This window comes from Bradyrhizobium erythrophlei, from assembly GCF_900129425.1.
GTDB classification, from domain to species: Bacteria; Pseudomonadota; Alphaproteobacteria; order Rhizobiales; family Xanthobacteraceae; genus Bradyrhizobium; species Bradyrhizobium erythrophlei_C.
In genome coordinates this window covers 4,548,110-4,573,958 of record NZ_LT670817.1, presented here as the reverse complement: position 1 = coordinate 4,573,958, position 25,849 = coordinate 4,548,110, and the positions used below count along the sequence as shown (strand labels likewise).

Genomic DNA, 25,849 nt, shown 5'->3' with positions numbered 1-25,849 from the left:
CAGGGGGAGGAATTGCCATGACGAGACTTGTGGGCTGGATCGCCGTGCTTGCTGTAATCGCGTTGGGCGCGGGCTCGGTGAACGCACAAAGCCTGACCCTGACCAGCCCCGACATCAAGGAGGGCGGCACCATTGCCAACGAGCAGGTGCTCACAGGTTTCGGCTGCTCCGGCGGCAACATCTCTCCGGCGCTGAGCTGGAGCGGCGCGCCCGCGGGCACCAAGAGTTTTGCCATCAACATGCTTGATCCGGATGCGCCGACCGGCAGCGGCTGGTGGCACTGGGTGGTGTTCAACATTCCCGCAAGTACGACATCGCTGCCCAAGGATGCCGGGAATTTGAAGAAAAGGAAGCTGATGCCCAAAGGCGCCATCCAGAGTCGGACCGATTTCGGCACCCCGGGGTATGGTGGCCCCTGTCCGCCGGCCGGCGACAAGCCGCATCATTACCAGATCACGGTTTTCGCGGTCGATGTCGACAAGCTGCCGATTGCGATAAATGACAAGGCGTCGGCGGCATCCGTCGGCTTCGATCTGCACTTTCATACCCTGGCGAAGGCGACATTGACCGGTCTGTTCGGTCACTGAATGTTCGTTGTCGTCGGCCCGTATCGAGCGCGTTGAAACGCGCCTGATTACAAATTGGACATGAAACTTCCTGGATTCCCGCTTTGCCGCAGCGGTGGAGCGCGTATATCTTCCCTGCCGCGATAACGATGACCGCCGCGGCACGAGGAAGATGGATGTCCGGGATGTTGCTGTTTTCACCGCTGTCCATCCGGGGCGTCGAGTTGCGCAACCGCATCGTGGTGCCACCGATGCATCAGTATTCCGCGGTAAAGGGATTTCCGACCGACTGGCATCTGATGAATGCCGGAAAATTCGCGGCCGGCGGCGCCGGCCTCGTCGTCGTCGAGTCGACCAAAGTCGAGCGGCGCGGCTGCGGTACCGTGGGCGATCTTGGAATCTGGGACGACGCATTCGTCGAGCCGCTGAGCCGGCTGGTGAAATTCATCAAGCAACAGAACGCGGTCGCCGGCATCCAGCTCGGCCATTCCGGCCGCAAGGCTCGCGCCGCCCGCCCGTGGGAAGGCGACGGGCCGCTGCAGCGCACGCCCGAAATCGATGACTGGGACGCCTGGACGCCGGTGGCGCCGAGCGCGGTCGCCCACAGCGAGAAATGGCCGGTGCCGAAGGCGCTGGAGCGCGGCGAAGTAAAAGACATCGTGCAGGCCTGGGGGCAGGGGGCACGGCGTGCCCAGCAGGCGGGTTTTGATGTGCTGGAGCTTCACGGCGCACACGGCTATCTCGTGCATCAGTTCCTGTCGGAACGCTCCAACCAGCGCAGCGACGAATACGGCGGTTCCGAATTAAACCGGATGCGCTTCATCATCGAGATCGCCGAAGCGGTGCGCGCGCACTGGCCCGAGGACAAGCCGCTGTTCGTCCGGTTGTCAGTGGAAGACAACGCCGGGTGGGGACCCGAACAGAGCGCGCGGCTGGCGAAAATTCTTAAAGCGAAGGGCGTCGACGTTATCGACTGCTCCTCCGGCGGCATCACGGAAATGGCGCCGATCCTGGGCAGGGACATCAAATACAGCTACCAAGTGCCGTTATCCGAATATGTCCGCCGCCAAGCCGACATCATGACCATGGCGGTCGGCCTGATCATTCATGGTGATCAGGCCGAGCAGATCCTGCGCGACAAGCAGGCCGATCTGATCGCGGTCGGACGCGAAATCCTTAACAACCCGAACTGGCCGATGGACGCTGCACTGAAATTAGGCATCGAGGGTCCGTTCCGGAACGTACCGCCGCAGTTTGGCTATTGGCTCGGTACCCGCGCCAAGCGCGGTTTCGGCACCCAGCCCTCAACCTGGCAAAACGGCCTCAATGAAACCAGAAAGGTATTGTGAGGATCGTTCCCAGAGACCAAGTTTGTACGATCTGTGGCGGGCAACAACCGGTAACGAGAAGGTTCGCAAATAATGCGCAAGAATTCCCTGTTTTTCCTCGGCGCCGCGTCAGGTGTGTGCCTAACGCTTCTCGTTACCGCGCCGCAGGGCGCGCAATGGGTCGGGGCGGCCAAGGCCAGTGCCGACGCCTATTCGCAGCTTAATCTGTTTGGCGAAGTGTTCGAGCGGGTGAGGAGCGACTACGTCGAAAAGCCCGACGACACCAAGCTGATTGAGGGCGCGATCACCGGCATGGTCACCTCACTCGATCCGCACTCGCGCTACATGAACGACAGCGCCTGGAAGGATATGCAGGAGACGACCCACGGCGAGTTCGGCGGGCTCGGTCTCGAGGTCACGATGGAGGACGGCCTGGTCAAGGTGGTCACACCGATGGATGACACGCCCGCCGCGAAGGCCGGTATTTTGTCGGGAGACCTGATCAGCCGCATCGATGACGACGCGGTCCAGGGGCTTACCCTGGAGCAGGCCGTGAACAAGATGAAGGGGCCGGTCGATACCAAGACCCGGCTGAAAATCATACGTAACGGCGCCGAACTGCCGAACGAGTTTTCACTTGTGCGTGAGATCATTCGGGTGCGTCCGGTTCGCTACCACACCGAGGGTGGCGATATCGGTTATATCCGGATCTCTTCGTTCAACGAACAGACCACGGACGGACTGCGAAAAGCGATCAGCGACATTTCGAAACAGATTCCGGCGGAGAAACTCGCCGGCTACGTCGTCGATCTGCGCAACAACCCCGGTGGACTGCTCGATCAGGCGGTCTCGGTGTCATCCGCGTTTATGGCACGAGGCGAGGTGGTCTCGACGCGGGGCCGCACCCCTGAGGAAACCCAACGCTTTACCGCGCGGGGCGGCGATCTCATCAAGGGCAAGCCGCTTGTGGTGCTGATCAACGGCGGATCGGCGTCCGCATCCGAGATCGTGGCCGGCGCGTTGCACGATCACAAGCGCGCGACCCTGATCGGGACCCGCTCGTTCGGCAAGGGCTCGGTGCAGACCATCATCCCGCTCGGTACCGGCAACGGCGCGCTGGCGCTCACCACGGCGCGGTATTTTACGCCGTCGGGCCATTCGATCCAGGCGCAGGGCATCACGCCGGACATAGAGGTGCTGCAGGATGTGCCTGACGAGTTGAAGTCCCGCTCCGAGATTAAGGGAGAGGCGTCCATGCGCGGCCATCTCTCCGCCGAAGGCACGGAGCAGACGGGTTCGCAATCCTACGTTCCGCCGGCCGAGAAGGACGACAAGGCGCTCGCCGCGGCCTACAACCTGCTGCGCGGCGTCACGGTCAATGCGGGTGTGCCGTCATCTCCCAAGACGACGGTTCCGAACTAATCTGCATATTTCCTCGCGTAGGCGATTCAATCGGGGCGGCCAGAAACCGCCCCGATCCGCTGAAGGCTCAGGCCGCGGCTGTTGCGTGGTGCGAGGACATCAATCGCCCGATCTCGGCTGCCGGCTTTGCCGGACTGAACAGATAGCCCTGCATTTCGGCGCAGCCGAGCGCGCGAAGCAGCTCGCGTTGCTGTTGCGTCTCAACGCCCTCCGCCGTCGTCGTCATCTGGCGTGCGGTGGCGATATTCACCACCGCCTGCACGATGCAGGATGACCCTTCCGACTCCGCGATATCCTCGACGAAGCAGCGGTCGATCTTGATCTTGTCGAACGGAAAGCGCTGCAGGTAGCTCAGCGAGGAATAGCCGGTGCCGAAATCGTCGAGCGCGATCCGCACCCCGATCGCGCGAAGCTGATGCAGAATCGCAAGCGCGGCGTCGTCATCGCTAATCAGGACGGCCTCGGTGATCTCCAGTTCCAGTCGGCTCGCCGAAAGGCCGGACGCCGCCAGCGCTGCAACGATCTTCAATGCCAGGGTGCCGCTTCGGAACTGAACCGGCGAAACGTTGACCGCGAGCCTGATGTCGTCAGGCCATGTCGTAGCCGCCGCACAGGCCGTCGCCAGCACCCATTCGCCAAGCTGGTTGATCAGGCCGGTCTCTTCCGCAATCGGAATAAACTCGGCAGGCGAGACCATGCCGCGTTCGGAATGCCGCCAGCGCACCAGCGCTTCGCAGCCGGTGATCCTGTTATCCTGCAGACTGACGCAGGGCTGGTAGTAAACCTCCAGACCTCCGTCCGCAATCGCCTGGCGCAGATCGATTTCCAGTTTGCGGCGGGCTTGTACCTGGGCATCCATCTCCGGCTCGAAGAAACGAAAGGTGCGGCGGCCGGCGGATTTCGCAGCATACATCGCCAGATCCGCATTCTTCAGAATTTGATCGAGGTCGGTACCGTGCTCGGGCGCCAGCGCAATGCCAATGCTGGCGTCCGTGGTCAACTGATGCCCGAGACACTCGTGGGGTTCACGGATCGCATTGAGCACTCGCGTCGCGAGGTCGCTGACGTCGCCCGGAGTCTCGACCGCGGTCTGAACGATGGCGAATTCGTCGCCACCGAGCCGCGCGACGAAATCGGCCGCTCCGACGCATCGGCCCAGGCTCGCGGCCACCGATTTGAGCAGTTCATCTCCAATCATGTGACCGAGCGAATCGTTGACGCTTTTGAATTCGTCGATGTCGATGTAGAGCACCGCCAATTGCCAGCCCGGCGCCATGCCGGCCAATTCCTGCTTCAGATGATCGTGAAACAACGCGCGGTTCGGCAGGTCGGTCAGGGCATCGTAATGCGCAAGGTGCGTGATCCGCTCCTCGGCGCGTCTGCGTTCGGTGATGTCCTCGTGGGTCGCCACCCATCCACCGTCCGCCAATGGTTCGTTCACGATCTGGATTGAGCGTCCGCCGGGGGTCTCGATGACCATGGAATTTTTCAGCCTGACGCTGCGCAGGACGCGGGCGTAAAACTCCTTGTCGTCACCCAGCAGGGATCCGGTGACCTTTCGATGCGCAATGATCTCGCGAAAGCTGCAGCCTGGTTTCACAACCGCCGCCGACAAGCCGTACATCTCAATATACCGCTGGTTGCAGACCACGAGCCGCTGCGATGAATCGAACAGAAGCAAGCCCTGCGTCATATTGTTGACGGCGGTGTCCAGACGCAACTTTTCCAGTGTCAGCCGTTGCTGCGACAATCGGTGTTGCTGGGACAATTTGCGAATGACGAGAAACAGCATGGTGGTTATGACGAGTACCGCGAGCGCGGCCACCGCGATCAGAAAGCTGATTTGTTCCCGCCAATCGGCGAGCGCCGCTGTCTCGGTCGTCGTTGCGACGATCACAATCGGAAAGTCGGTCAATGCGCGCGCCGAAATCAAACGGTCCCGGCCGTCAACGGGACTGGTCAGGCGGGTGGAGTCATGATCGCGTTCAAATAGCCGCTGCTGACGTGCCGGGCCGGACTTGAAATTCCTACCGATCATTTCTTCAACATGAGGATAACGCGCCAGCAGCGTTCCATCGCGGTGGTGCATCGAAATCGCAGCACCTTGTCCAAGTGCCACGGAGGCGAAGAAATTTTCAAAACTGCCCGGCGAGATCGCTCTGTTGACGACTCCCAGAAACTCACCCTTCGGCCCAGTCACCTTCTGAGCGATGACGGTTGCCCAACTGCCGGAAAATCGGCTCTGCACCTGTTCGATCAAAACCGGTGTCGTCGCAGCCCCCGATTTGAAGGCCAGAAAGTAGGCTCGATCGGCGATTTTGACGTCGGGAACCGGCCAGGTCTGGGACGAATTGATCAGGACTCCCTCCGAATCGAACACATTCACACCAGCAACATCGGAATATGCTCCGACCTTGGCTCTCAGCGTTTCGTGCCATTCGAGGGTGGCCAGTTGTTCGCTGACCTCGGACGCGGTGAGTCCGGCGTGCTCGATCTGTGTGACAACATCCTTCTGGATGACCGTGAAATCTCCGAGCTGGTGGTCGAAGTGGCGGGCCAGCAACAGCACGGTGTTTTCCAGTTCACGCTGGCGGCTAAGGAGTGCGCGCTCGCGAAAATTGCCGGCCATGATCGTGGTGCCGACCGTGATTGCCGCGATCAGCAATGCGCCGCCGGCGACCAGCCAGCGGATCGGACCGCTGCGAACGGAAGCTTGGATGTGGAGAGAGGCCGTACCGTCTGCCGTCATTGGTCTTGTTCGCTGTCAAAGCTGAGCACCACAACAATTTCGCATGTCCTGGCCAGCACATAGCTACAATGCCGAGATGGAGGCGCGGTTAGGAATTTGGGTTAATCAGGGGTTGCCGGGGCTCTGGTGCGAGAGGTGGTGTGCCCGTTCGACCCGCCAAACCGGACGATGAGGCTGTTTCCACTGCCGGCGCGGACGCAAATCGATTGCAGCATGGCGCGCTGTTCGCGAAAATCCAGTCGCGAAAGCAACTGAATGCCCCGTCGATGACAACCAGCTTCAAACAATTTATCGCCGATGAATCCGGCGCAACGGCGATCAAGTATGGATTAATCGCCGCGGCATTTCGCTCGCCATCATTGCCATCGTGAACGGGCTCGGCACCAAGCTCAACACTTCGCTGAAATAGGCGCGGTCGCGCCAAGACAAAAAGCTGCTCCGCGATGCGAAACGATCCATCGCCGTCGTTACCGCGCTCCTGTCGCAGATAAGTGGTGGCGGTGTGTCCGTGGCTTTGTGGCGATGCCGACCGTCTCACCGCTTGACCACGTCCCGTCATTGGGGCCGCGCCGGTAATTAGGATCGGTGTAGGGGTTGCCGGGCCCCTTATTCTGGCAGTTCGCATAGGGATAGAAAAAGGCACAATAAGCGGGTTCCTGGATCACCGGTTGCGCCGGCGCCGGCGTTGCAGTCGCTGCGGACAGGACGGCCACCGCGCCAAGAAGGTTGAAAGTCGGCTTGAAGGTCGACATTGGGTTTCTCCGGGTGAGGGCGACGCAAGATCAACACCGCAGACCGGAACTCACTCCGCGCCCTGCTGCTCACACCGGCGTGACAATGAGACTCCTGTCCCCCCTCAATCAGTTCAATCCCCGGCCCGATAGTGTCCCGACTTGCCACCCATTTTCTCAATCAAATGAATGCCTTCGATCCGGACGCCGCGCTCCACTGCCTTGATCATGTCATAGATCGTGAGGCACGCAACCGACACCGCGGTCAGCGCTTCCATCTCGACGCCGGTCGGGCCGGTGACCTTGACGGCGGCACGGACAATGCAGCCGGGCAGCTTTTTATCCGTGACAATATCGACCGTGACTTTCGACAGCGCCAAAGGATGGCACAGCGGTATCAGATCCGACGTATGCTTGGCCGCCATGATGCCGGCGAGGCGGGCGGTGCCCAGCACGTCGCCCTTTTTGGCATTGCCTGAGACGATCAACTCGAGCGTCGCCTTGCTCATGACGACGCGGCCTTCCGCGATCGCGATGCGTTCGGTGGCGGGCTTGGCCGACACGTCGACCATCCGCGCTTCACCCTTGGCGTCGATATGGGTGAGGGCGGAACTTACCTTTGAGGGTTTGCGCGCCATGCGTTAGCGTGTCCCGGTTGTGGTGACGGCACCGTTTCGCGCCAGCAGCGCGCGGGTCGCCGCCGTCACATCGGGCTGCCGCATCAGGCTTTCGCCGACCAGGAATGTCGACATGCCGACACGCGCAAGCCGCGCGAGATCGGGGGCTGCAAAGATGCCGCTTTCGCCGACCATCAGGCGATCCCCGGGGATCAGCGGCGCCAGCGCCTCGCTGGTCGCAAGGGTGGTCTCGAAAGTCCGCAAGTTGCGGTTGTTGACGCCGATCATGGGGGAGCGAAGTTTTAAGGCGCGATCCAGTTCGGCGCGTTCATGGATTTCGATCAGGACGTCCATGCCATGCGCGAGCGCAGCGTCCTCGATATCCCGGGCTGCGCCATCGTCGAGCGCCGCCATGATGATCAGGATGCAGTCGGCGCCGTGGGCGCGGGCCTCGGCGACCTGATAGGTGTCGTACATGAAATCCTTGCGCAGTACCGGCAATGCCGTGGCGGCGCGTGCCGCCACCATGAAATCGAGATGACCCTGAAACGACGGCGTATCGGTCAGTACCGAGAGACACGCCGCACCGCCGGCTTCGTAAGCGCGGGCAAGATCAGGCGGGTCGAAGTCGGCGCGGATCAGACCTTTGGACGGCGAAGCCTTCTTCACTTCGGCAATCAGCGCATATTCGCCACGGGCAAGCTTTTCGCGGATTGCGCGGATAAACCCGCGCGGTGCCGGCGCGGCCTTGGCCAGCGCCTCGACGCTGGCCAGCGGATGGGCGCGTTTGGCGGCGGCGATCTCCGCGCGCTTGTAGGCCTCGATCTTGGTCAGAATGTCGGACATGACAGGCCTCTCGGGTCAGCCGTTGGAGACCGCGATCAGATGCTTCAGCCGCGCGGCCGCCGCACCGCTGTCGAGCGATCGGGTGCCGAGATCAACACCTTCTTTCAAGTTTTTCGCGCGGCCGGCCACAATCAGCGCCGCCGCGGCGTTCAGCAAGGCAACGTCCCGAAAAGGGCTCGGCATCCCATCCAGCACGCTGCGCAGCGCGATCGCGTTGGCGTCGGCATCGCCGCCCTTCAGCGCCTCGCCGCGGACGCGCTTCAGGCCGGCTTCCTCCGGCGTTACCTCGAAGGTGCGAATATTGCCGTTATCGAGTGCCGCTACGAAGGTCGGGCCGGTGAGGGTGATCTCATCGAGGCCGTCCGAGCCGTGCACCACCCAGACCGATTCGGCGTCGAGATTCTTCAGCACCTGCGCCAACGGCTGCACCCATTGCCGGGAGAAAACGCCGATCATTTGCCGCTTGACGCCGGCCGGATTGGCCAGCGGCCCCAGGAGATTGAAGATCGTGCGGGTCGCCAGTTCGACCCGGGTCGGACCGACGTTTTTCCAGGCGGGATGGTGCGAGGGCGCGAACATGAAGCCGATTCCGGCCTCGGCGACGCAGCGGCCGACATGTTCGGGCGTGATGTCGATCCTCACTCCGAGCGAAGACAGCACGTCGGCGGCGCCGGAGCGCGACGAAAGCGCGCGATTGCCATGCTTGGCGACGGGGACGCCAGTGCCCGCGACGATGAACGAGGCGCAGGTCGAGACATTGACCGAGCCGGAGCCGTCGCCGCCAGTGCCGACTACGTCGACGGCCCCGGCGGGAGCCGTCACACGCAGCATTTTGGCCCGGACCGCGGCTACCGCACCGGTGATCTCATCGACGGTTTCGCCGCGCACGCGTAGCGCCATGAGAAATCCGCCCATCTGCGAGGGCGTGGCGTCGCCGGACATCATGCTGTCAAAGGCGGATGCCGCCTCGTCGCGCGACAGTGTCGCGCCGGTGGCGACTTTTCCGATGATTGATTTGAGATCGTCCATCACGTGCTTTCAAAATCGGGGCTTGGTGGTGAGGAGGCACACTTGCGCCGCCTCGAACCACGAGGATGTCACATCTTTCGTGACGCGGCCAAGAGGCTGCTCCGCAGGACGAGGGGAATTCCGCAAGGGGCCGCCGACCTTCATTTCCAATCATGCTCAGTTATTCGCGCCGGTCACCTGCGCGAAGGCGGCCTGATTGATTGATGTGCCGATTTCCGTTTCCAGTTTCGTGACGTATTGCCCGATCTGCTCATCGGTCATTGAGCTCCGAAGGCTCTCTTTCAGTTTCTTGATGTCGTCCGAGGCAAGGTCGACCGGCGGCACGGTGACGTCGGTCACCCGGAACACGATCCATTCGCCGGCACCGGCGCCGGGGGTTTGTCCGGAGCCATCCTTGACGGTGCGGAAGGCCGCCGCGATCGCGCTGGCCGGCACGCCGGGCAACGAGGCATCGCGCCTGAATCCGGCGGCGGTTTCGACCTTCAATCCGGCAGCCTTAGCCTCGTCCGCAAGGTTGCCGCCCTGATCGAGCTTCTGAACCATTTCGGTCGCCTTGGTCCGCAGCCGGCTCGTAATCTGGTCGTCACGCCATTTTGCCTCGACCTGGTCCTTGACCTCATCGAGGCTGCGTTCGCGCGACGGGGTGATGCCCAGAACGTCGTACCAGACATAGCCGCCGTTGAACGAGATCGCATCGTTGTCGACGCCGACATCGCTGTTGAATGCCTGCGACACGACATCGAGGCCGCGGGGAATGTTGGTTGCGAGTTGGCCGTTAGGCAGGCGGCCGGAGCGATCGACCGCGTCGACGGTGACGGCCGTGAGCCCCAGTTTCTGTGCGGCCTCAATGACGCTTGCGCCACCGCCGCGTTCGTCTTCCATCTTGTCGCGCAGATCGGCGACCGATTTCCGCGCGCGTTCGATCGCGATCTCTTTCTTCAGGTTCGCGGCGAAGCTCTCATATGCGGGTTCGACACCGGGCTCTATCTTGCCGATCTTGACCAGGACGGAGCCGAACCGGCCCTGCACCGGCTGGCTCACATCGCCTGACGGCAGCGTAAAGGCCGCCTCCGCGATCGCGGGGTCGATGATCTCGGATTTCGTGATCACGCCGAGGTCGACGTCGGAAGCGTTGAGGCCGCGCTCTTTCGCGATGTCGTCGAATGACGTTCCGGATGTGATCCGATTGCGCGCCGCCAAGGCTTCTTCGGCGTTCGGAAACACGATTTGCGACACCTCGCGCTTCTCCGGCGTGCCAAGCTTGTCGCGGCGCTGCTCGAACAGTTTCTTGGCGTCCTCGTCGGACACCTCTGACCATTTGCCGATGTCTTCCGGGGTAATCGCGACAAATGCTATTTTGCGATATTCGGGCGCGCGGAACTGAATCTTGTGATCGTCGAAATAGCCGGCCAGCGTCTCCGGCGACGGCGGATCGATGGTTCCGGCCTGCGCGGCGTCAAGTTTGACATAGTCGATCGAGCGCTGCTCGTTCTGGTAGCGGCTCAGCGCCTCGATCATGACTTTAGGCGGTTCGAGACCGGCGGAGATCGTGCCGGCGATCTGACGCCGCAGCGATACCCGGCGCTGGTCAGCGATATAGCGTTGTTCGGTGAAGCCAGCCTGCCGGATCGTGGCCTCGAAGCGGGCCGGATCGAATGCGCCGTTGGTTCCCTTGAAATTGGGGTCGCTGAAGATCAAGCGCATGGTCTCGGCGTCGGATTGTCCTAGCCCCAGCCGTCGGGCTTCCTCGTCAAGCGCGGCCTCGGCAATGGTTTGCTGCAGCACCTGCCGGTCGATGCCGAAGGCACGTGCCTGATCCATCGTCAGCGGACGGCCGAACTGGCGGCCGATCTGCTGCAGCCGGTCGGTATAGAGCTGGCGGAATTGTTCGGTCGAAATTTCGGTATGGCCGACCTTGGCGAGCGTCGACTGTCCGAAACCCCGGAAGATGTCAGCAATGCCCCAGACGCCGAAACTGATGATCAGCACGCCCATCACTACGGCCATTATGGTCTTGCCGAGCCAGTTTGATGAGGCTTTGCGCATTCCTCGAAGCATGGGTCCAACTTGTTTGCAGGAGGGAACCGGGTCGCGCCTAGGGCGGATACCGCAAAAGGGCGTCACCGAGTTGATAAAGCATCATAAAGTGGCAGCCGCCTTGTCGCAACCTTGGCGGGGCGAGCCAGCGAGGTCCGCAGGTGGGGCGAAGTGAAGCGGTTAGCGGCGTGACGATTGCGCGGGCGGTATCTGGCACTGGGCGCCGTGCTCTGCTAGCGCATGATTGAGCCAATCTTCATGGGAAGCCTGCCATGACCAACACCATCCGGCCGCTGATCGCCGGCAACTGGAAAATGAACGGCCTCAGGTCCTCCACGGCCGAATTCGAGGCCATGCTTGCCGGGGCGCCTGCGGTTGCTGGCAGAGCCGACCTGCTGGTTTGCCCGCCGGCGACCCTGATTGCCGCCTTCGGCGAGAAGGCGCGCGGCTCCAAGATTCTCGCGATCGGCGCCCAGGATTGCCACCCCAAGCCGTCCGGCGCCCATACCGGCGATATTTCGGCCGAAATGCTGGCGGATGCCGGCGCCAGCGCCATCATTGTCGGCCACTCCGAGCGGCGTGCCGATCACGGCGAGAGCGACGTGCTGGTTCGCCAGAAGGCCGAAGCGGTGTGGCGCGCCGGGCTGACCGCGATCGTCTGCATCGGCGAGACCCAGCACCAGCGCGATGCCGGGCAAACCCTCGATATTTGCGCCGGACAGCTCAAGTTGTCCCTGCCGGATCGGGCCAAGGCCGACAATCTGGTGGTGGCCTATGAGCCGGTGTGGGCGATCGGCACCGGCCTGACCCCGACGGTCGCCGATGTCGAGCAAATTCATGCGTTTATCCGTGAACTCCTGGTCGCGCGATTTAGGGCCGAGGGCGCTAAAACCCGCATCCTCTATGGCGGCTCGGTAAAACCCTCGAACGCCGCTGAATTGATGGCGGTCGCCAACGTCAATGGCGCGCTGGTCGGGGGCGCCAGCCTGAAAGCGGCCGATTTCCTTGCGATTGCGGGGAATTGTTCCTAACTAACGGCAAGCTGATCCCGGGGGTGACAATGCCCCGTCCGATCGTGTAACACCGCGCCACTTCAAACCCCGCAAGCCCCATGTGCAGCCGGACGCCCGTGTTTTGGGATTGTGACGGAAGGTAGAGATGCAGACTGTCATTATCGTAGTCCACCTGATGATCGTTGCGACGCTGATCGCAACCGTATTGCTGCAGAAATCCGAAGGCGGCGGCCTGGGCGTCGGCGGCGGCGCCGGGTTCATGTCGAGCCGCGGCACCGCCAATCTGCTGACACGCACGACGGCCGTGCTCGCGGTCGGCTTCTTCGCGACCAGCCTGTTCCTGTCCTGGCTTGCGAGCTACGACCGCAAGCCGAGTTCGATCATTCCGGCCACGCAGTCGCAGCCGGCAAATGGGGCAACGCCGGTTGCTCCGCCGACCAGCGGTGGCCTGCTTGACTCGCTGAAGAAGTCCGACGAGCAGCAGCAGAACCAGCCGGCCCCATCGGGCCCGCAAGCGCCGCGTTCGCAATAAAGCAGGGTGGCCATGCAAGACGGCAGCTACCGCCTTGCATCAGAACCCCCCATCAACGCACTGATAATACTTTAAATTTCAGGCCACCCACAGCCTGGCAAAATGTTTGTTGCGGCTTGCGATTCGTTTTGGCGAATCGCGCCGGCAGCCTTAAAGGTTAAGCCCCATGGCGCGGTATATCTTCATCACCGGCGGCGTGGTTTCCTCGCTCGGAAAAGGTCTGGCTTCAGCGGCGCTCGGTGCCCTGCTGCAGGCGCGGGGCTACAAGGTTCGGCTTCGCAAGCTCGACCCCTATCTCAATCTTGACCCCGGAACGATGTCGCCATACCAGCACGGCGAAGTGTTCGTGACCGACGATGGCGCCGAGACCGATCTCGACCTCGGTCACTATGAGCGCTTCACGGGGCGTCCCGCCACCAAGGCCGACAACATCACCACCGGTCGCATCTACCAGGACATTCTCACCAAGGAGCGGCGCGGCGATTATCTCGGCGCCACCATCCAGGTGATCCCGCACGTCACCAATGCGATCAAGGATTTCATCCTCGACAGCAACGACGAGTTCGACTTCGTGTTGTGCGAAATCGGCGGCACCGTCGGAGACATCGAGGGCCTGCCGTTCTTCGAGGCGATCCGGCAGATCAAGAACGATCTGCCGCGCGATCATGCCATCTATATTCATCTGACGTTATTGCCCTTCATCCCCAGTGCGGGCGAACTAAAGACAAAGCCGACCCAGCACTCGGTCAAGGAGTTGCGCTCGATCGGCATCCAGCCGGATATCCTGTTGTGCCGCACCGACCGGCCAATCCCGAAGGAGGAACGACGCAAGCTCGGCCTGTTTTGCAATGTGCGCGAAAGCGCCGTCATCGAGGCGCGCGACGTCGACAACATCTACGCGGTGCCCGAGGCCTATCACGCCGCCGGGCTCGACGACGAGGTGCTCGCGGCATTCGGCGTCGTGCCGAAAGTGCCACCGGCGTTGCAAAGCTGGCACGTCATTAACGAGCGGGTGCACAATCCCGAGGGCGCGGTGACCATCGCCATCGTCGGAAAATACACCGGCATGAAGGACGCCTACAAATCGCTGATCGAGGCGTTGTCGCATGGCGGCATCGCCAACAAGGTGAAGGTCAATCTCGACTGGATCGAGAGCGAGGTATTCGAGAACGAGGATCCCGCGCCGTTCCTCGAACACGTCAACGGCATCCTGGTCCCCGGCGGCTTCGGCCAGCGCGGCGCGGAAGGCAAGATCCGTGCGGCACAGTTCGCCCGCGAGCGGAACGTGCCCTATTTCGGCATCTGCTTCGGGATGCAGATGGCGGTGATCGAGGCCGCACGCAATCTGGTCGGCATCGAGGAGGCGAATTCCACCGAGTTTGGGCCGACACGGGAACCGCTGGTTGGCCTGATGACGGAATGGTTGCGCGGCAATGAGCTGGAGAAACGAACAAAGGCCGGAGATCTCGGCGGCACCATGCGCCTTGGCGCCTATCCCGCGGTGCTCAAGCGCGGCAGCCGGGTGTCGGAGGTGTATCGCGGCGCCACCGAGATTTCGGAGCGCCACCGCCACCGCTATGAGGTCAATACCGCCTACAAGGACCGGCTCGAGCAGCACGGCCTGCGTTTTTCGGGCCTGTCACCCGATGGCGTGCTGCCGGAGATCGTCGAATACGAGGACCATCCCTGGTTCATCGGGGTGCAATTCCATCCCGAACTGAAATCACGTCCGTTTGAACCGCATCCGCTGTTCGCGTCGTTCGTGCAGGCGGCGGTGGTGCAGAGCCGGCTGGTATAGAACTGCTGGCCGGCCTTGATCGTTGTGAGTCTGTCGTTGCCCTCCGCGATGACGATGACGGTTAGTCATGCGCTTCACGCCGCAGGGCGTGCTTGATCCGGCCAAGACAATTCCCCAGCCAGCCGCTATAAACGCCGCGCAAGAAAATGGAGGAAATCATGATTTACGAAACCCGCGTCTATCGCTGTCTGCCGGGCCGTCTGCCGGCGCTGATGAAGCGCTTTGAGACCATCACACTGAAACTGTGGGAAAAGCACGGTATCCGGCAGGCCGGCTTCTTCACCACCCTGGTCGGCGAATCCAATCAGGAACTGACCTATATGCTGGCCTGGGAGTCGCTGGCCGAGCGCGAAAAGAAATGGAACGCATTCCAGAGCGATCCCGACTGGATCTCGGCGCGCGCAAAAACCGAGGAGGACGGCCAGATCGTCGGCAACATCGTCAATCAGCTGCTGGTGCCGACTTCATTCTCATCGGTGAAGTGAACGGCAGTTGGATGGCTCCGGTCTCGCCCGATGCCTCACGGTCTTGACCATATCGTGCACGCCGTCCGCGATCTCGACGCGGCGGCGGAATTCTATCGCCGCGCCGGCTTCACCATCGGCGCGCGCAACCGCCATGCATGGGGCACCCACAACCGCATTGTGCAGTTGAAGCGTTGCTACATCGAAATTCTTGAAGTCGCCGAACCCGAGAAGATCGTGCCGCACGGCGCGCGCTCGTTTTCGTTCGGCGCCTTCAACCAGGATTTTCTCGCTCACCGCGAGGGATTCTCGATGCTGATCCTCAACAGCAGCAACGCGGCCGACGACGCACGTTCGTTCGAGGCGGCCGGCATCGGCGGCTTCAAGGTGTTCGATTTCGGCCGCGAAGGGACAAAGCCGGACGGCACGCCGGTCAAGCTCGCGTTCTCGCTGGCTTTTGCCTCAGACCCGGCATCGCCGAATTTGCGCTTTGCAGTGTGCCAGCATCATTTCCCGGAAAATTTCTGGGACCCGGCCTTCCAGACCCACGCCAACGGCACCAAAGCCGTGCCCGGCGCGGTCATGGTCGCCGACAATCCCGCCGATCATCATATCTTTCTGAAGGCGTTTACCGGCGTCACCGACCTGAATTCGAGCTCGATCGGTGTCAAGGCGCGCACGGAAAACGGCGACATCGAAATCATGGAGCAGGTCGCGTTTCGCGGCCAGTTCGGCATTTCGCCCGAGGTAGCAGGCGAGGGGATGACGCTCCCTGCGCTGCGCTTCGAGGTCGCAGACATCGCGCCGGTCGAAGCTCTGCATCGGCAGAACGAAATTGCCTCGCAACGGCATGCCGGACGCCTCGTCATCCCGCCGGATTTCGCCCATGGCGCAACCCTGATATTCGAGCCCCCCAAACAGGGTTGATCCGGTCGACGCTGCCCGGCATGGTCGTGCCGGGAAAAGGACAATGCCTTGAACGCCAACATTTCAGCTGCGCCCGTCACTGCCGCCGGATCGGTCAAATTCGGCAATGATTTGCCGATTTCGATCATCGCCGGTCCGTGCCAGCTCGAAAGCCGCGCGCACGCGCTCGAAGTCGCCTCCGCGCTGAAGGAGATCGCGGAACGGCTCAGGATTGGCCTCGTCTACAAGACCTCCTTCGACAAGGCCAATCGCACCAGCGTGTCCGCAGCGCGCGGCATCGGCCTGGCTCAGGCGCTGCCGATCTTTGCCGAGATTCGCTCGTCACTGGGCTTGCCGGTTCTCACGGACGTCCATGAGGTCTCGCAATGCGCCGAGGTGGCGCAGGCGGTCGACGTGCTGCAGATCCCGGCGTTCCTGTGCCGGCAGACTGACCTGCTGCTGGCGGCGGCTGCGACCGGCAAGGTCGTCAACGTCAAGAAGGGCCAGTTTCTGGCGCCGTGGGACATGGCCAATGTCGTCGCCAAGATCACCGGCGCCGGCAATCCAAATGTGCTGGTCACCGAGCGTGGCGCCTCGTTCGGCTACAACACGCTGGTGTCGGACATGCGGGCACTGCCGATCCTGGCGCGCACCACCGGCGCGCCGGTCGTATTCGACGCCACCCATTCGGTGCAGCAGCCGGGCGGCAAGGGCACTTCGTCCGGCGGCGAGCGCGAATTTGTTCCCGTGCTGGCGCGGGCCGCGGTCGCGGTGGGTGTAGCCGGCGTGTTCATCGAAACCCATCCCGATCCCGATCATGCGCCGTCCGACGGCCCCAACATGGTGCCGCTGCGCGAATTCGAAGGTTTGCTGCGGACGCTGATGGCGTTCGACGCGCTCGCCAAGAGTCTCGAAAAGAACGCAGCGCGTTGATGCGGCAAGGTGGACTGCGGCCGCATCAGCAGCGCATGCCGCCGGCTCTCAACATCATTGCGCTTGCGACCTTCGCTGCGAGCCTGTCGGCGCGCGCGCTCGATCCGGTGCTGCCGTATGTCGCCAGCGATTTCCGCGTCAGCATCGCCACCGCAGCGGGGTTCGCGTCGGTGTTCGCCTTCACCTTTGCGATCGTGCAGCCGGTGCTGGGCGCGGCCGCGGATCTGTTCGGCAAGGCGCGGTTGATGATCGGTTGCCTGGTGCTGCTTGGGTTGGCCAACGTCCTCGGCGCGATGTCGACGTCGTTCTCGCTTCTGTTTGCGTCCCGGATTCTCGCCGGCATCGGCTCCGGCGGCGTATTTCCGATCGCGCTGGGCTTGACCAGCGATCTGGTGGGTCCCGAGAAGCGGCAAGTCGCGATCGGACGAACGCTGGCGGGCTCCATGACCGGCAATCTGCTCGGCGCCTCCGCGTCGGGCATTATCGGCGATTTGCTAGGCTGGCGCGGCGTGCTCGCCGTGCTCGGCACGCTGGCGGTGGTGGCGTCGGTTGCCGTGACATCGGGCTTCCGCGGCGAAGCCTTGAAGCGCACGCCGGTCAAGATGGACCTCGGCATGCTCCGGCACGGCTATCGCACCATCTTCACCAATCGGAACGCGCTCTGCTTTGCCGCGGTATTCATCGAAGGCTGTTGCGTGCTCGGATTGTTTCCGTATCTCGCGGCATTCCTGTTCGATGTCGGCGAAACCAGCCTGACGATCGCGGGGATCGCGATCGCGGGCTTTGCGGTCGGCGGCTTGTTCTACACCATGACGGTATCGCGGTTCCTGCCGCGCCTTGGCGTCAACGGCATGATGATATCAGGCGCGTCGCTGGTCGGCCTGCAACTCGTTATCATCGCGTTCGGGCCGGGCTGGAAAATCCAGACCCTCAGCTTGCTGTTCATGGGCTGGGGCTTTTACATGATCCATGGATGCATGCAGGTGTTCGCCAGCGAACTATCGGTGGAAGCCCGCGCCACTGCGCTGTCGCTGCACTCCTTCTTCTTTTTCATGGGCCAGACCGTAGGTCCGATCGCCTACGGGTTTGGCATCCAGAATGTCGGCAAGATTTCGACCTTGCTGACGGCTGCGGCCGTGATGGTCGCGCTCGGTCTGGCTTGCGCGCGGCTGCTGCGGCCAACGAGAGCCAAGGACGCGGCAATGCTGCCAAACGTTCAACCTTAGCCCCGCCCGCGGTACGGCGCGACACCCTGATCCGGGATCCACATGCCTTTCGGCAATTTGCCGGTCTGCCAGAACACGTCGATCGGAATGCCGCCGCGCGGATACCAGTAACCGCCGATGCGCAACCATTTCGGCTTGATTTCCGCCGATATCCTTTTGCCGATCGCCACCGTGCAGTCTTCATGGAACGCCCCGTGGTTACGGAAGCTCGCGACAAACAGTTTCAGGGATTTCGATTCCAGCAGCCATTGCCCCGGCACATAGTCGATCACGAGATGAGCAAAATCCGGCTGGCCGGTCACCGGGCAGAGCGAGGTGAATTCCGGCGCGGTGAATCGCACCACGTAGTTCGTATCCCGCTGCGGATTAGGCACCCGGTCGATCTGAGCCTCTTCGGGCGTATGGGGCCATTCCACGGCGCGGCCGAGCTGCAGGACTTTCGGTTTCGAGGCTTTGGCAGGCGTTTTCGACATGATGATCTCCGCTGCCGCGTTATTAGCCAATTGTGACATCAACGTCACGCGAAGCCGCGGCCTTTTCCGCCCTGATGCGTTACTGTAGAAGCAACGCGAACCAGTAAATTCCCGGCATTTTCAAAAGAGGCACCCATGACCGCCATCGTCGACATCATCGGCCGCGAAATTCTCGACAGCCGCGGCAATCCCACGGTTGAGGTTGATGTAGTGTTGGAAGACGGTTCGATCGGGCGCGCGGCGGTGCCCTCGGGCGCCTCCACCGGCGCCCATGAGGCGGTCGAACTGCGCGACGGCGACAAGGCGCGCTACCTCGGCAAGGGGGTGCTGAAGGCCGTCGACGCCGTAAACGGCGAAATCTTCGACGCATTGAGCGACATGGCGGTCGAACAGCAGGTTCAGATCGACCAGGTCATGATCGATCTCGACGGCACGCCCAACAAGGGCCGCCTCGGCGCCAATGCGATTCTCGGCGTTTCGCTCGCTTGCGCCAAGGCCGCGGCGGAATCCTTTGATATGCCGCTGTATCGCTATATCGGCGGCACCTCGGCGCGGACGCTGCCGGTGCCGATGATGAACATCATCAATGGTGGCGTGCACGCCGACAATCCGATCGATTTCCAGGAATTCATGATCATGCCGGTCGGCGCGCCGACTTTCGCCGAGGCGCTGCGCTGCGGCTCGGAAATCTTCCACACCCTGCGATCGGAACTGAAGAAGGCCGGCCACAATACCAATGTCGGCGACGAAGGCGGTTTTGCACCCAACCTGCCGTCGGCAGATGCCGCGCTCGAGTTCGTCATGGCCGCGATCGGCAAGGCCGGCTACAAGGCCGGCGGCGACGTCATGCTGGCGCTGGATTGCGCCGCCACCGAATTCTTCAAGGACGGCGCCTACGTCTATGGCGGTGAGAACAAGACCCGATCGAGGTCCGAACAAGCGAAATATCTCTCCGATCTCGCGTCCCGTTATCCGATCGTCTCGATCGAAGACGGCATGTCCGAAGACGATATGGACGGCTGGAAGGAACTGACCGACCTCATCGGCAGTAAATGCCAACTGGTCGGCGACGATCTATTCGTCACCAACGTGACCCGGCTCGCCGACGGCATCAAGAATGGCCGCGCCAACTCCATCCTGGTCAAGGTCAACCAGATCGGCACGCTGACAGAGACGCTGAGCGCGGTCGAGATGGCCTACAAGGCCGGCTATACGGCGGTGATGTCGCACCGCTCCGGCGAGACCGAGGATTCCACTATCGCCGATCTCGCGGTGGCCACCAATTGCGGCCAGATCAAAACCGGCTCGCTGGCACGCTCCGACCGTACCGCCAAGTACAATCAACTGCTGCGCATCGAGCAGGAACTGGGCACGCAGGCGAAATATGCGGGCAGGGCGGCGCTGAAGGCGCTGGCCTGAAGCAAACGGCAGTTTCATCACGCGTCGGCGCTTCAAGATGGAGTGCCGTTCGCGTTGTCGGAACGCGATCGGATTCGCGGCTTGTTTGCGCCTGGAATATGTTGCGTGTTCCGAATACGGAACAACTTTGGTGCGCGCATTTTGCGGATTTGAGACGACTCTGAAATTTTCGCGCGCAACAGATCCTCTCTTAAGAAGAACGTAATGCATCGGGACGACCGTCAGACAAAGACGGACCGATTTCCGTCGGACATGGACGGAGATCAGGTGTGGCAAATATCTTCGAGGTTCAGGGCTTCGGCGCGTTGTCGGAGTGGAACGGGCAATTCTCCAGCGCGTCGGCCGATCAGGCATTTCACACAATTGCGGCGCTGGGTTCGAATTCGATCGAGCTGACGGCCCGTATCTGGACCCAGAGCGGAACTACCGACACCGTCATCGCCGACCCTGCCAAAACCGAAAGTGACGCAAGTCTGCTGGCAGGCTTTCAGGCCGCGCATGCCGCGGGGCTATCGGTGGTCTTTAAGGCCGCGATCTCCCCGCTGGACGGAACTCCGACCTCCAGCATGGCGCCGACCGACGTCAGCGCTTTTTTTGCTTCCTACGAGGCCGAAATCGTGCATCTCGCCACCATCGCGCAGGCCGGTGGCGTGGAGACCTTCGCCATCGGCAACGAGATGAGTAGCCTGTCGGGTCCGCAATATCGCGGCTACTGGACCGATCTGATCGCGGCCGTTCGCCAAGTCTACCACGGCGAACTGACCTATGCCGCCGCGACCGATGAGGCGTCCAAGGTCAGCTTCTGGGACGAACTCGACACCATCGGCGTGAATACCTATCCGCCGCTGACGACCAGCAGTACGCCGACCGTGCAGGACCTCGTCAACGCCTGGAACGAGGTGCCAACCAACCCCTATTACGCGGCCGCGTTCGAGCACAAATCGCCGGTCGATTTCCTCCATTCGCTGTCGGAGCAATACGGCAAGCCGGTCCTGATGACGGAGATGGGCTATCGCAGCATCGATGGCACCGCGATCCAGCCGGGGTCATGGACCATTAACGGCACCCCCGATCCGGCAGCGCAGGCGGACGCCTACAAGGCTTTCTTTCAGGTCTGGACGGCGGAAGGCGGCAGCTGGATGCAAGGCGTCGAACTCTGGCAATGGGATCTCAACAACCAGTATACCAGCACCGGCTATTCCGTGATGGGAAAGCCGGCCGAGGCGGTGGTGTCGCAATATTTCCACGGCGACGGGACCGCGACCGGCGGTCTCGCCTTCACGCAAGTAGTCAACGGCGACGGCTCGGTCGTCCGCGCCGACTACGACGTCGCCGGTCATCTCACGCAGTTCGCAACGAGTTATGTCGACGGTTCGTTCGATCAATTTACCTTCAATGCGTCGGGCCTCGAAACCAGCGAGACCATCCGGCACGCCGACGGCTCGCGCGACATCTACAACTATGGCATTGTGGGCGAGGGCTACACCTCGCAGCATACACTCAGCGATTCATTGGGACATAGCGTAGCGATCGAAGACTATCGCGCCGACGGATCGTTGATCCTGAAGCAGACCGTCGATGCCAGTGGCATCAAGACGGTCGATCAGTATGACAGCCTCGGGCACACCATCGAGGTAACCGTGACGCAGAAGGACGGATCCTATGTCCAGTCCACCTATGCCGCGGACGGTAGTCTCGTCACCGAAACGCTCGCGCATGCCGACGGTTCGCGCGACATCTATAGCTACGGCATTGTCGGCAAGGACTACAGTTCGCAGCATACTGTCGACGATTCATCGGGGCACAGCGTGCTGATCGAAGACTATCGCGCGGATGGATCCATGCTCCTGAAGCAGACCGTCGAGTCCGGCGTGGTCAGCACGCTGGACCAATATGACAGCGCCGGCCACGTTACCGAGGAAACGGTGACGCAAAAGGATGGATCTTATGTCCAATCCATCTACGCTGCGGACGATACCCTGACGACCGAGACGCTCCGGCATGCCGACGGTTCGCGCGACATCTACAGCTACGACATCGTCGGCAAGGATTATACCTCGCAGCACACAGTCGACGATTCATCGGGGCATAGCGTGCTGATCGAAGACTATCGCGCCGACGGATCGCTGCTCCTGAAGCAGACCGTCGACGCCAGCGGCATCAAGACTGTGGATACTTACGATATCACGGGTCAAGCCTATACAGCGCGACATGACGTGACGGACGCATCGGGACACAGGATCATGACCACTTTCGACAACAACGATGGTTCGCATACCATGACGGCCTATGTCTCCGGTGTCACATTGACTTCGACGACGGCAAACGACGTCATCAACAGCGCAGGTGGGGACACCTTCGTCTTCAATCAGGTCTCCGGGCACGACATCATCAATAATTTCAAGTCCGGAGATGCCGCCGGCCACGACATTCTTCAGCTCGCCTCGAACGTGGCCGTTGATTTTGCGCATCTCGCTGTCCAAGTCGTCGGTCATGATACGGTCATCGACCTCGGTCACGATGCGTCCATCACGCTGGCCGGTGTCATGACCCCGCTGACCGCGCATGACGTGCTGATCGTGTAGCCCGCGGCGAGGCGCCCGAAACCGCCAAGCCGTGATCGCGGGCTGAGCCTGCTACGTATCAAGCACAATGAGGCTTGCCTTCTCGCCGTAACCTGCGAACACTCCCACCCAATTCGGTAGTGCCGAAACGGGAGGTATGTCGTGAGTTCAGATAGCAAGACCGGGCTTCAGTTACGTTCGCTCATCAGGAAAAGCGGCGAACTTGAGATATCATTGGCCGAAGTCGCCATCCCCGAACCATCAGCCGATGAAGTCGTGGTCCGCGTCGAGGCTTCGCCGATCAACCCCTCGGACTTGGGCCTGTTGGTCGGAGCCGCCGATATGAGCACCGCCAAAGCGTCCGGCACCAAGGACGCGCCGGTGATTACCGCCCATGTGCCGGAAGCGGCGATGAAGGCGATGGCAGGGCGGCTCGATGAATCGATGCCGGTCGGCAATGAGGGCGCCGGCGTCGTCGTCAAGACCGGCTCGTCGGATTCAGCCAAGGCACTGATGGGCAGGACCGTCGCCATGATCGGCGGTGCAATGTATGCGCAGTATCGCTGCCTGAAAGTGAGCGAATGTCTACCGCTGCCTGCGGGCATTACGCCCGCCGAGGGTGCATCCTGCTTCGTCAATCCGCTGACGGCGCTCGGCATGGTCGAGACCATGCGGCGCGAAGGCCATAAGGCGCTCGTCCATACGGCAGCCGCGTCCAACCTTGGGCAGATGCTCAACAAGATCTGCCTCAAGGACGGCATCGGTCTCGTCAATATCGTGCGCAGCCCGGAGCAGGCCAATATCCTGCGCAAGATCGGGGCGAAACACGTCGTCGATTCCACCACGCCGGCCTTCATGGAAGATCTGACGAGCGCGTTGGTCGAAACCGGTGCGACGCTGGCGTTCGATGCCATCGGTGGCGGCAAACTTGCTGGTCAAATCCTCACTTGCATGGAGATTGCGGTCAACAAAACCGCAAAAGTCTACAGCCGCTACGGATCGAGCGTGCACAAGCAGGTCTATATCTATGGCAGCCTCGACCCGCGTCCGGTCGAGTTGAACCGGGCGTTCGGAATGGCGTGGGGGGTCGGCGGCTGGCTGCTGTTTCCGTTCCTGCAAAAGATAGCGCCCGCCGAAGGCGCAAAGCTCCGCCAGCGGGTGGTCGACGAGCTAAAGACGACATTTGCCAGCCATTACACGCAAGTGGTGTCGCTGCAGGAAGCGCTACAGCTTTCGAACATCGCCGTTTACGGCAAGCGCGCCACCGGCGAGAAATATCTGATCAATCCGAACAAGGGCGGGTAAGGTTCGGCGCCGGCCAATTGGCCGGCTGCCCGCGCAGGACCGACCCGAGCGACAGGAGCTATTGAAAATCATTTTTTAAGGAGGGGGACATTAAATGTCGACGGACCTGAAGTACGTCGCCTTTACCACAATTCTCACGGCATCGCTGTGGATTCCCTATGTCGTCTGCCAGGTGATGACCAATGGGCCTCTCGCGCCTCCAAACTATGTCGACCCCGCGCCGCGGCCGTTGCCGCTGTGGGGCAAACGTGCCGACCGGACCTACATCAACGCGGTCGAAACCTTCGCGCCGTTCGCAGCCCTGGTGATCGCGGTTCATCTGGCCGGCAAGGCCGATGCGAGCACCGCGTTCTGGGCGATAGCGTTCTTCTGGCTGCGCCTGGCCCATGCCGTTGTGTACCTGCTTGGTATCCCCTATCTGAGGACGCTGATCTTCACGTTCGGCTATGTGGCGATCGTCGGCTTGTTCTGGGAGCTGATCAAATAGTTGCAATCAAAGAGGTTGCGTTCTGTCCATGACAGAGGGAAACATTTGCACCGAACGCGCACGCGAAAAAAGCATCACACACCAGGGGAATATTCGCCATGACTGACTTGAACCGCCGCCATCTTTTAGCCGGCGCCGCAGCCGGTACTGCAGCCGCCTTGACCTCGTTCGGAGCACCGACCGCGCGCGCCTCGGTGGCGCCGGCGGGCGCGCAGGCGCCGGGGTTCTATCGCTACAAGGTCGGCAATTACGAATGCACCTCGATCAACGACGGTGCGCGCTCGTTCCCGCTGCCCGATACGTTCGTGACCAATGTCCCGAAGGACCAGGCGCTTGCTGCGGCTGATGCGGCCTATATGCCCAAGGGCATGGTAACGGTGCCGTTCAACCCGCAGCTCATCAACACCGGCAGCAAGCTGATCCTGATCGATACCGGTAACGGCGTGGCCAACCTGGAAGCCACCAAGGGTGCGGTTGGCCGCACCTTGCAAAATCTTGCCGCCGCCGGCGTCGATCCCAAGAGCATCGACGTCGTGCTGCTGTCTCATCTGCATCCCGACCACACCAACGGTATCCGCGCCGCAGACGGCTCGATGGCATTCCCGAATGCCGAGATCATGGTGCCCTCGGTCGACTGGGCGTTCTGGACCAGCGACGAGAATACGGCCAAGGCGCAGACCAATGAGATGATGAAGAATTATTTCGCCAATGTGAAGAAGACCTTTGCCGGCATCGAATCCAAGGTGACGAAGTACGACTGGGGCAAGGAGGTCGCCCCCGGCATCACCTCGATCGCGACGCCGGGTCACACGCCCGGACATACCTCCTTTGCCATCGCGTCGGGCAATTCGAAAATCCTGATCCAGTCCGATGTCACCAACATTCCGGAATTCTTCCTGCGCAATCCGGATTGGCACGTGGTCTACGATACCGATCCAGACCTGGCGCAGGCGACCCGCCACAAGTTCTACGACATGGCGTCGGCCGAGAAGGCGACGGTGGTCGGCTTCCACTTCACTTTCCCGTGCATCGGCCATGTCGAGAAGGACGGCGCGAAATACCGGCTGGTTCCGGTCGCCTGGAATCCAGTCATCTGACTGCCGCCGCCGGGATCAGACGAAGCAGGCCGTCCCATGGGGCGGCCTGATCTGTTTCGACTTGTTCACTTGTCTAGAGAGCAGGTTTCTCTTCATCGAGGCCATTGCCCGTCGTGAGCGAAAAAGGCTGCGCATTCGTCAGGTTGAACCGGCGGATGACATTTTGCAAAAAAAAGCGCGCCCGACGGGCTAGATTTGGTGTAGTGCGCCTGTCCAGCCCCATACTGAAAAAAATTTCTGATTTTCAGAATAGGCAAATCAGCTGTATATCTCTCGCCGTCTCGTTCCGATGAGAGGGGCGCTCGCG

Annotated in this window: 22 protein-coding genes and 1 pseudogene; 16 read left to right on the top strand and 7 right to left on the bottom strand. The window is 61.7% G+C overall.

Annotation, left to right across the window (positions count from 1 at the left end; translation table 11 throughout):
* Positions 1-17: 17 nt before the first annotated feature.
* From B5527_RS21795 to B5527_RS21785, 3 genes are all read left to right on the top strand, one after another.
* A complete protein-coding gene (locus tag B5527_RS21795) occupies positions 18-587 on the top strand; it encodes a YbhB/YbcL family Raf kinase inhibitor-like protein (protein ID WP_172842627.1) in 570 nt (189 codons plus the stop codon).
* 155 nt (positions 588-742) lie between these two features.
* Positions 743-1,915 carry an NADH:flavin oxidoreductase/NADH oxidase gene (locus B5527_RS21790; protein ID WP_079603371.1) on the top strand — a complete coding sequence of 391 codons (1,173 nt, stop codon included), beginning with the start codon at positions 743-745 and terminating at the stop codon, positions 1,913-1,915.
* 72 nt (positions 1,916-1,987) lie between these two features.
* Positions 1,988-3,316, top strand: a complete 1,329-nt coding sequence (locus tag B5527_RS21785; RefSeq protein ID WP_079603370.1) for a S41 family peptidase — start codon at positions 1,988-1,990, stop codon at positions 3,314-3,316.
* Between the two features lie 67 nt (positions 3,317-3,383).
* Here the strand turns inward: B5527_RS21785 and B5527_RS21780 are convergent, their stop codons facing one another.
* Complete coding sequence (locus B5527_RS21780; protein WP_079603369.1) at positions 3,384-6,065, bottom strand: bifunctional diguanylate cyclase/phosphodiesterase; 2,682 nt, start codon at positions 6,063-6,065, stop codon at positions 3,384-3,386.
* A gap of 266 nt (positions 6,066-6,331) precedes the next feature.
* On the opposite strand from B5527_RS21780, the pseudogene B5527_RS44325 reads away from it, so the two are divergent.
* A pseudogene (locus B5527_RS44325) lies at positions 6,332-6,474 on the top strand (Flp family type IVb pilin).
* A gap of 58 nt (positions 6,475-6,532) precedes the next feature.
* Here the strand turns inward: B5527_RS44325 and B5527_RS44320 are convergent.
* From B5527_RS44320 to B5527_RS21760, 5 genes are all read right to left on the bottom strand, one after another.
* Positions 6,533-6,817 carry a hypothetical protein gene (locus B5527_RS44320; RefSeq protein WP_154072433.1) on the bottom strand — a complete coding sequence of 95 codons (285 nt, stop codon included), beginning with the start codon at positions 6,815-6,817 and terminating at the stop codon, positions 6,533-6,535.
* Positions 6,818-6,930: 113 nt separating this feature from the next.
* A complete protein-coding gene (gene moaC / locus B5527_RS21775) occupies positions 6,931-7,434 on the bottom strand; it encodes a cyclic pyranopterin monophosphate synthase MoaC (RefSeq protein WP_079603368.1) in 504 nt (167 codons plus the stop codon).
* A 3-nt stretch (positions 7,435-7,437) separates the two neighbouring features.
* Positions 7,438-8,259 (bottom strand): indole-3-glycerol phosphate synthase TrpC, encoded by an 822-nt coding sequence (trpC, locus tag B5527_RS21770; RefSeq protein WP_079603367.1) that lies wholly within the window; start codon positions 8,257-8,259, stop codon positions 7,438-7,440.
* Between the two features lie 15 nt (positions 8,260-8,274).
* Entirely contained in the window at positions 8,275-9,288 is a 1,014-nt protein-coding gene (gene trpD, locus B5527_RS21765; RefSeq protein WP_079603366.1) for an anthranilate phosphoribosyltransferase, read from the bottom strand.
* A gap of 156 nt (positions 9,289-9,444) precedes the next feature.
* Positions 9,445-11,346 carry a peptidylprolyl isomerase gene (locus tag B5527_RS21760; protein ID WP_079603365.1) on the bottom strand — a complete coding sequence of 634 codons (1,902 nt, stop codon included), beginning with the start codon at positions 11,344-11,346 and terminating at the stop codon, positions 9,445-9,447.
* A gap of 251 nt (positions 11,347-11,597) precedes the next feature.
* On the opposite strand from B5527_RS21760, the gene tpiA reads away from it, so the two are divergent.
* The 7 genes from tpiA (at position 11,598) to B5527_RS21725 (ending at position 18,197) form a co-directional block, all read left to right on the top strand.
* Positions 11,598-12,356 carry a triose-phosphate isomerase gene (gene tpiA, locus B5527_RS21755; RefSeq protein ID WP_079603364.1) on the top strand — a complete coding sequence of 253 codons (759 nt, stop codon included), beginning with the start codon at positions 11,598-11,600 and terminating at the stop codon, positions 12,354-12,356.
* 127 nt (positions 12,357-12,483) lie between these two features.
* Positions 12,484-12,870, top strand: a complete 387-nt coding sequence (secG, locus tag B5527_RS21750) for a preprotein translocase subunit SecG (protein ID WP_079603363.1) — start codon at positions 12,484-12,486, stop codon at positions 12,868-12,870.
* 166 nt (positions 12,871-13,036) lie between these two features.
* Positions 13,037-14,668, top strand: coding sequence for a CTP synthase (locus tag B5527_RS21745; protein WP_079603362.1), 1,632 nt, complete (start codon positions 13,037-13,039; stop codon positions 14,666-14,668).
* A gap of 158 nt (positions 14,669-14,826) precedes the next feature.
* Positions 14,827-15,153: an NIPSNAP family protein gene (locus B5527_RS21740; RefSeq protein WP_079607420.1), complete on the top strand. Its 327-nt coding sequence runs from the start codon at positions 14,827-14,829 to the stop codon at positions 15,151-15,153.
* A gap of 30 nt (positions 15,154-15,183) precedes the next feature.
* The gene (locus tag B5527_RS21735; protein WP_079603361.1) at positions 15,184-16,059 is read left to right on the top strand and encodes a VOC family protein; all 876 of its coding nucleotides are present in this window, start codon (positions 15,184-15,186) and stop codon (positions 16,057-16,059) included.
* A 48-nt stretch (positions 16,060-16,107) separates the two neighbouring features.
* Entirely contained in the window at positions 16,108-16,971 is an 864-nt protein-coding gene (gene kdsA / locus B5527_RS21730; protein WP_079603360.1) for a 3-deoxy-8-phosphooctulonate synthase, read from the top strand.
* Positions 16,971-18,197 (top strand): MFS transporter, encoded by a 1,227-nt coding sequence (locus B5527_RS21725; protein WP_079603359.1) that lies wholly within the window; start codon positions 16,971-16,973, stop codon positions 18,195-18,197. The genes kdsA and B5527_RS21725 overlap by 1 nt, the downstream gene beginning before the upstream one ends.
* On the opposite strand, the gene queF is transcribed toward B5527_RS21725, so the two are convergent.
* Positions 18,194-18,670, bottom strand: a complete 477-nt coding sequence (queF, locus tag B5527_RS21720; RefSeq protein ID WP_079603358.1) for a preQ(1) synthase — start codon at positions 18,668-18,670, stop codon at positions 18,194-18,196. The two genes, B5527_RS21725 and queF, sit on opposite strands and share 4 nt — an antisense overlap.
* 135 nt (positions 18,671-18,805) lie before the next feature.
* Here queF and eno point away from each other — a divergent pair, with 135 nt between their 5' ends.
* The 5 genes from eno (at position 18,806) to B5527_RS21695 (ending at position 25,542) form a co-directional block, all read left to right on the top strand.
* On the top strand, positions 18,806-20,089 hold the full coding sequence (eno, locus tag B5527_RS21715) for a phosphopyruvate hydratase (protein WP_079603357.1): 1,284 nt from the start codon (positions 18,806-18,808) through the stop codon (positions 20,087-20,089).
* Positions 20,090-20,358: 269 nt separating this feature from the next.
* On the top strand, positions 20,359-22,674 hold the full coding sequence (locus tag B5527_RS21710; protein WP_079603356.1) for a glycoside hydrolase family 113: 2,316 nt from the start codon (positions 20,359-20,361) through the stop codon (positions 22,672-22,674).
* Positions 22,675-22,815: 141 nt separating this feature from the next.
* Positions 22,816-23,958, top strand: coding sequence for a zinc-binding dehydrogenase (locus B5527_RS21705; RefSeq protein WP_079603355.1), 1,143 nt, complete (start codon positions 22,816-22,818; stop codon positions 23,956-23,958).
* Positions 23,959-24,052: 94 nt separating this feature from the next.
* Complete coding sequence (locus tag B5527_RS21700) at positions 24,053-24,445, top strand: MAPEG family protein (RefSeq protein WP_079603354.1); 393 nt, start codon at positions 24,053-24,055, stop codon at positions 24,443-24,445.
* A gap of 98 nt (positions 24,446-24,543) precedes the next feature.
* Positions 24,544-25,542 carry an MBL fold metallo-hydrolase gene (locus B5527_RS21695; RefSeq protein ID WP_079603353.1) on the top strand — a complete coding sequence of 333 codons (999 nt, stop codon included), beginning with the start codon at positions 24,544-24,546 and terminating at the stop codon, positions 25,540-25,542.
* Positions 25,543-25,849: the final 307 nt, after the last annotated feature.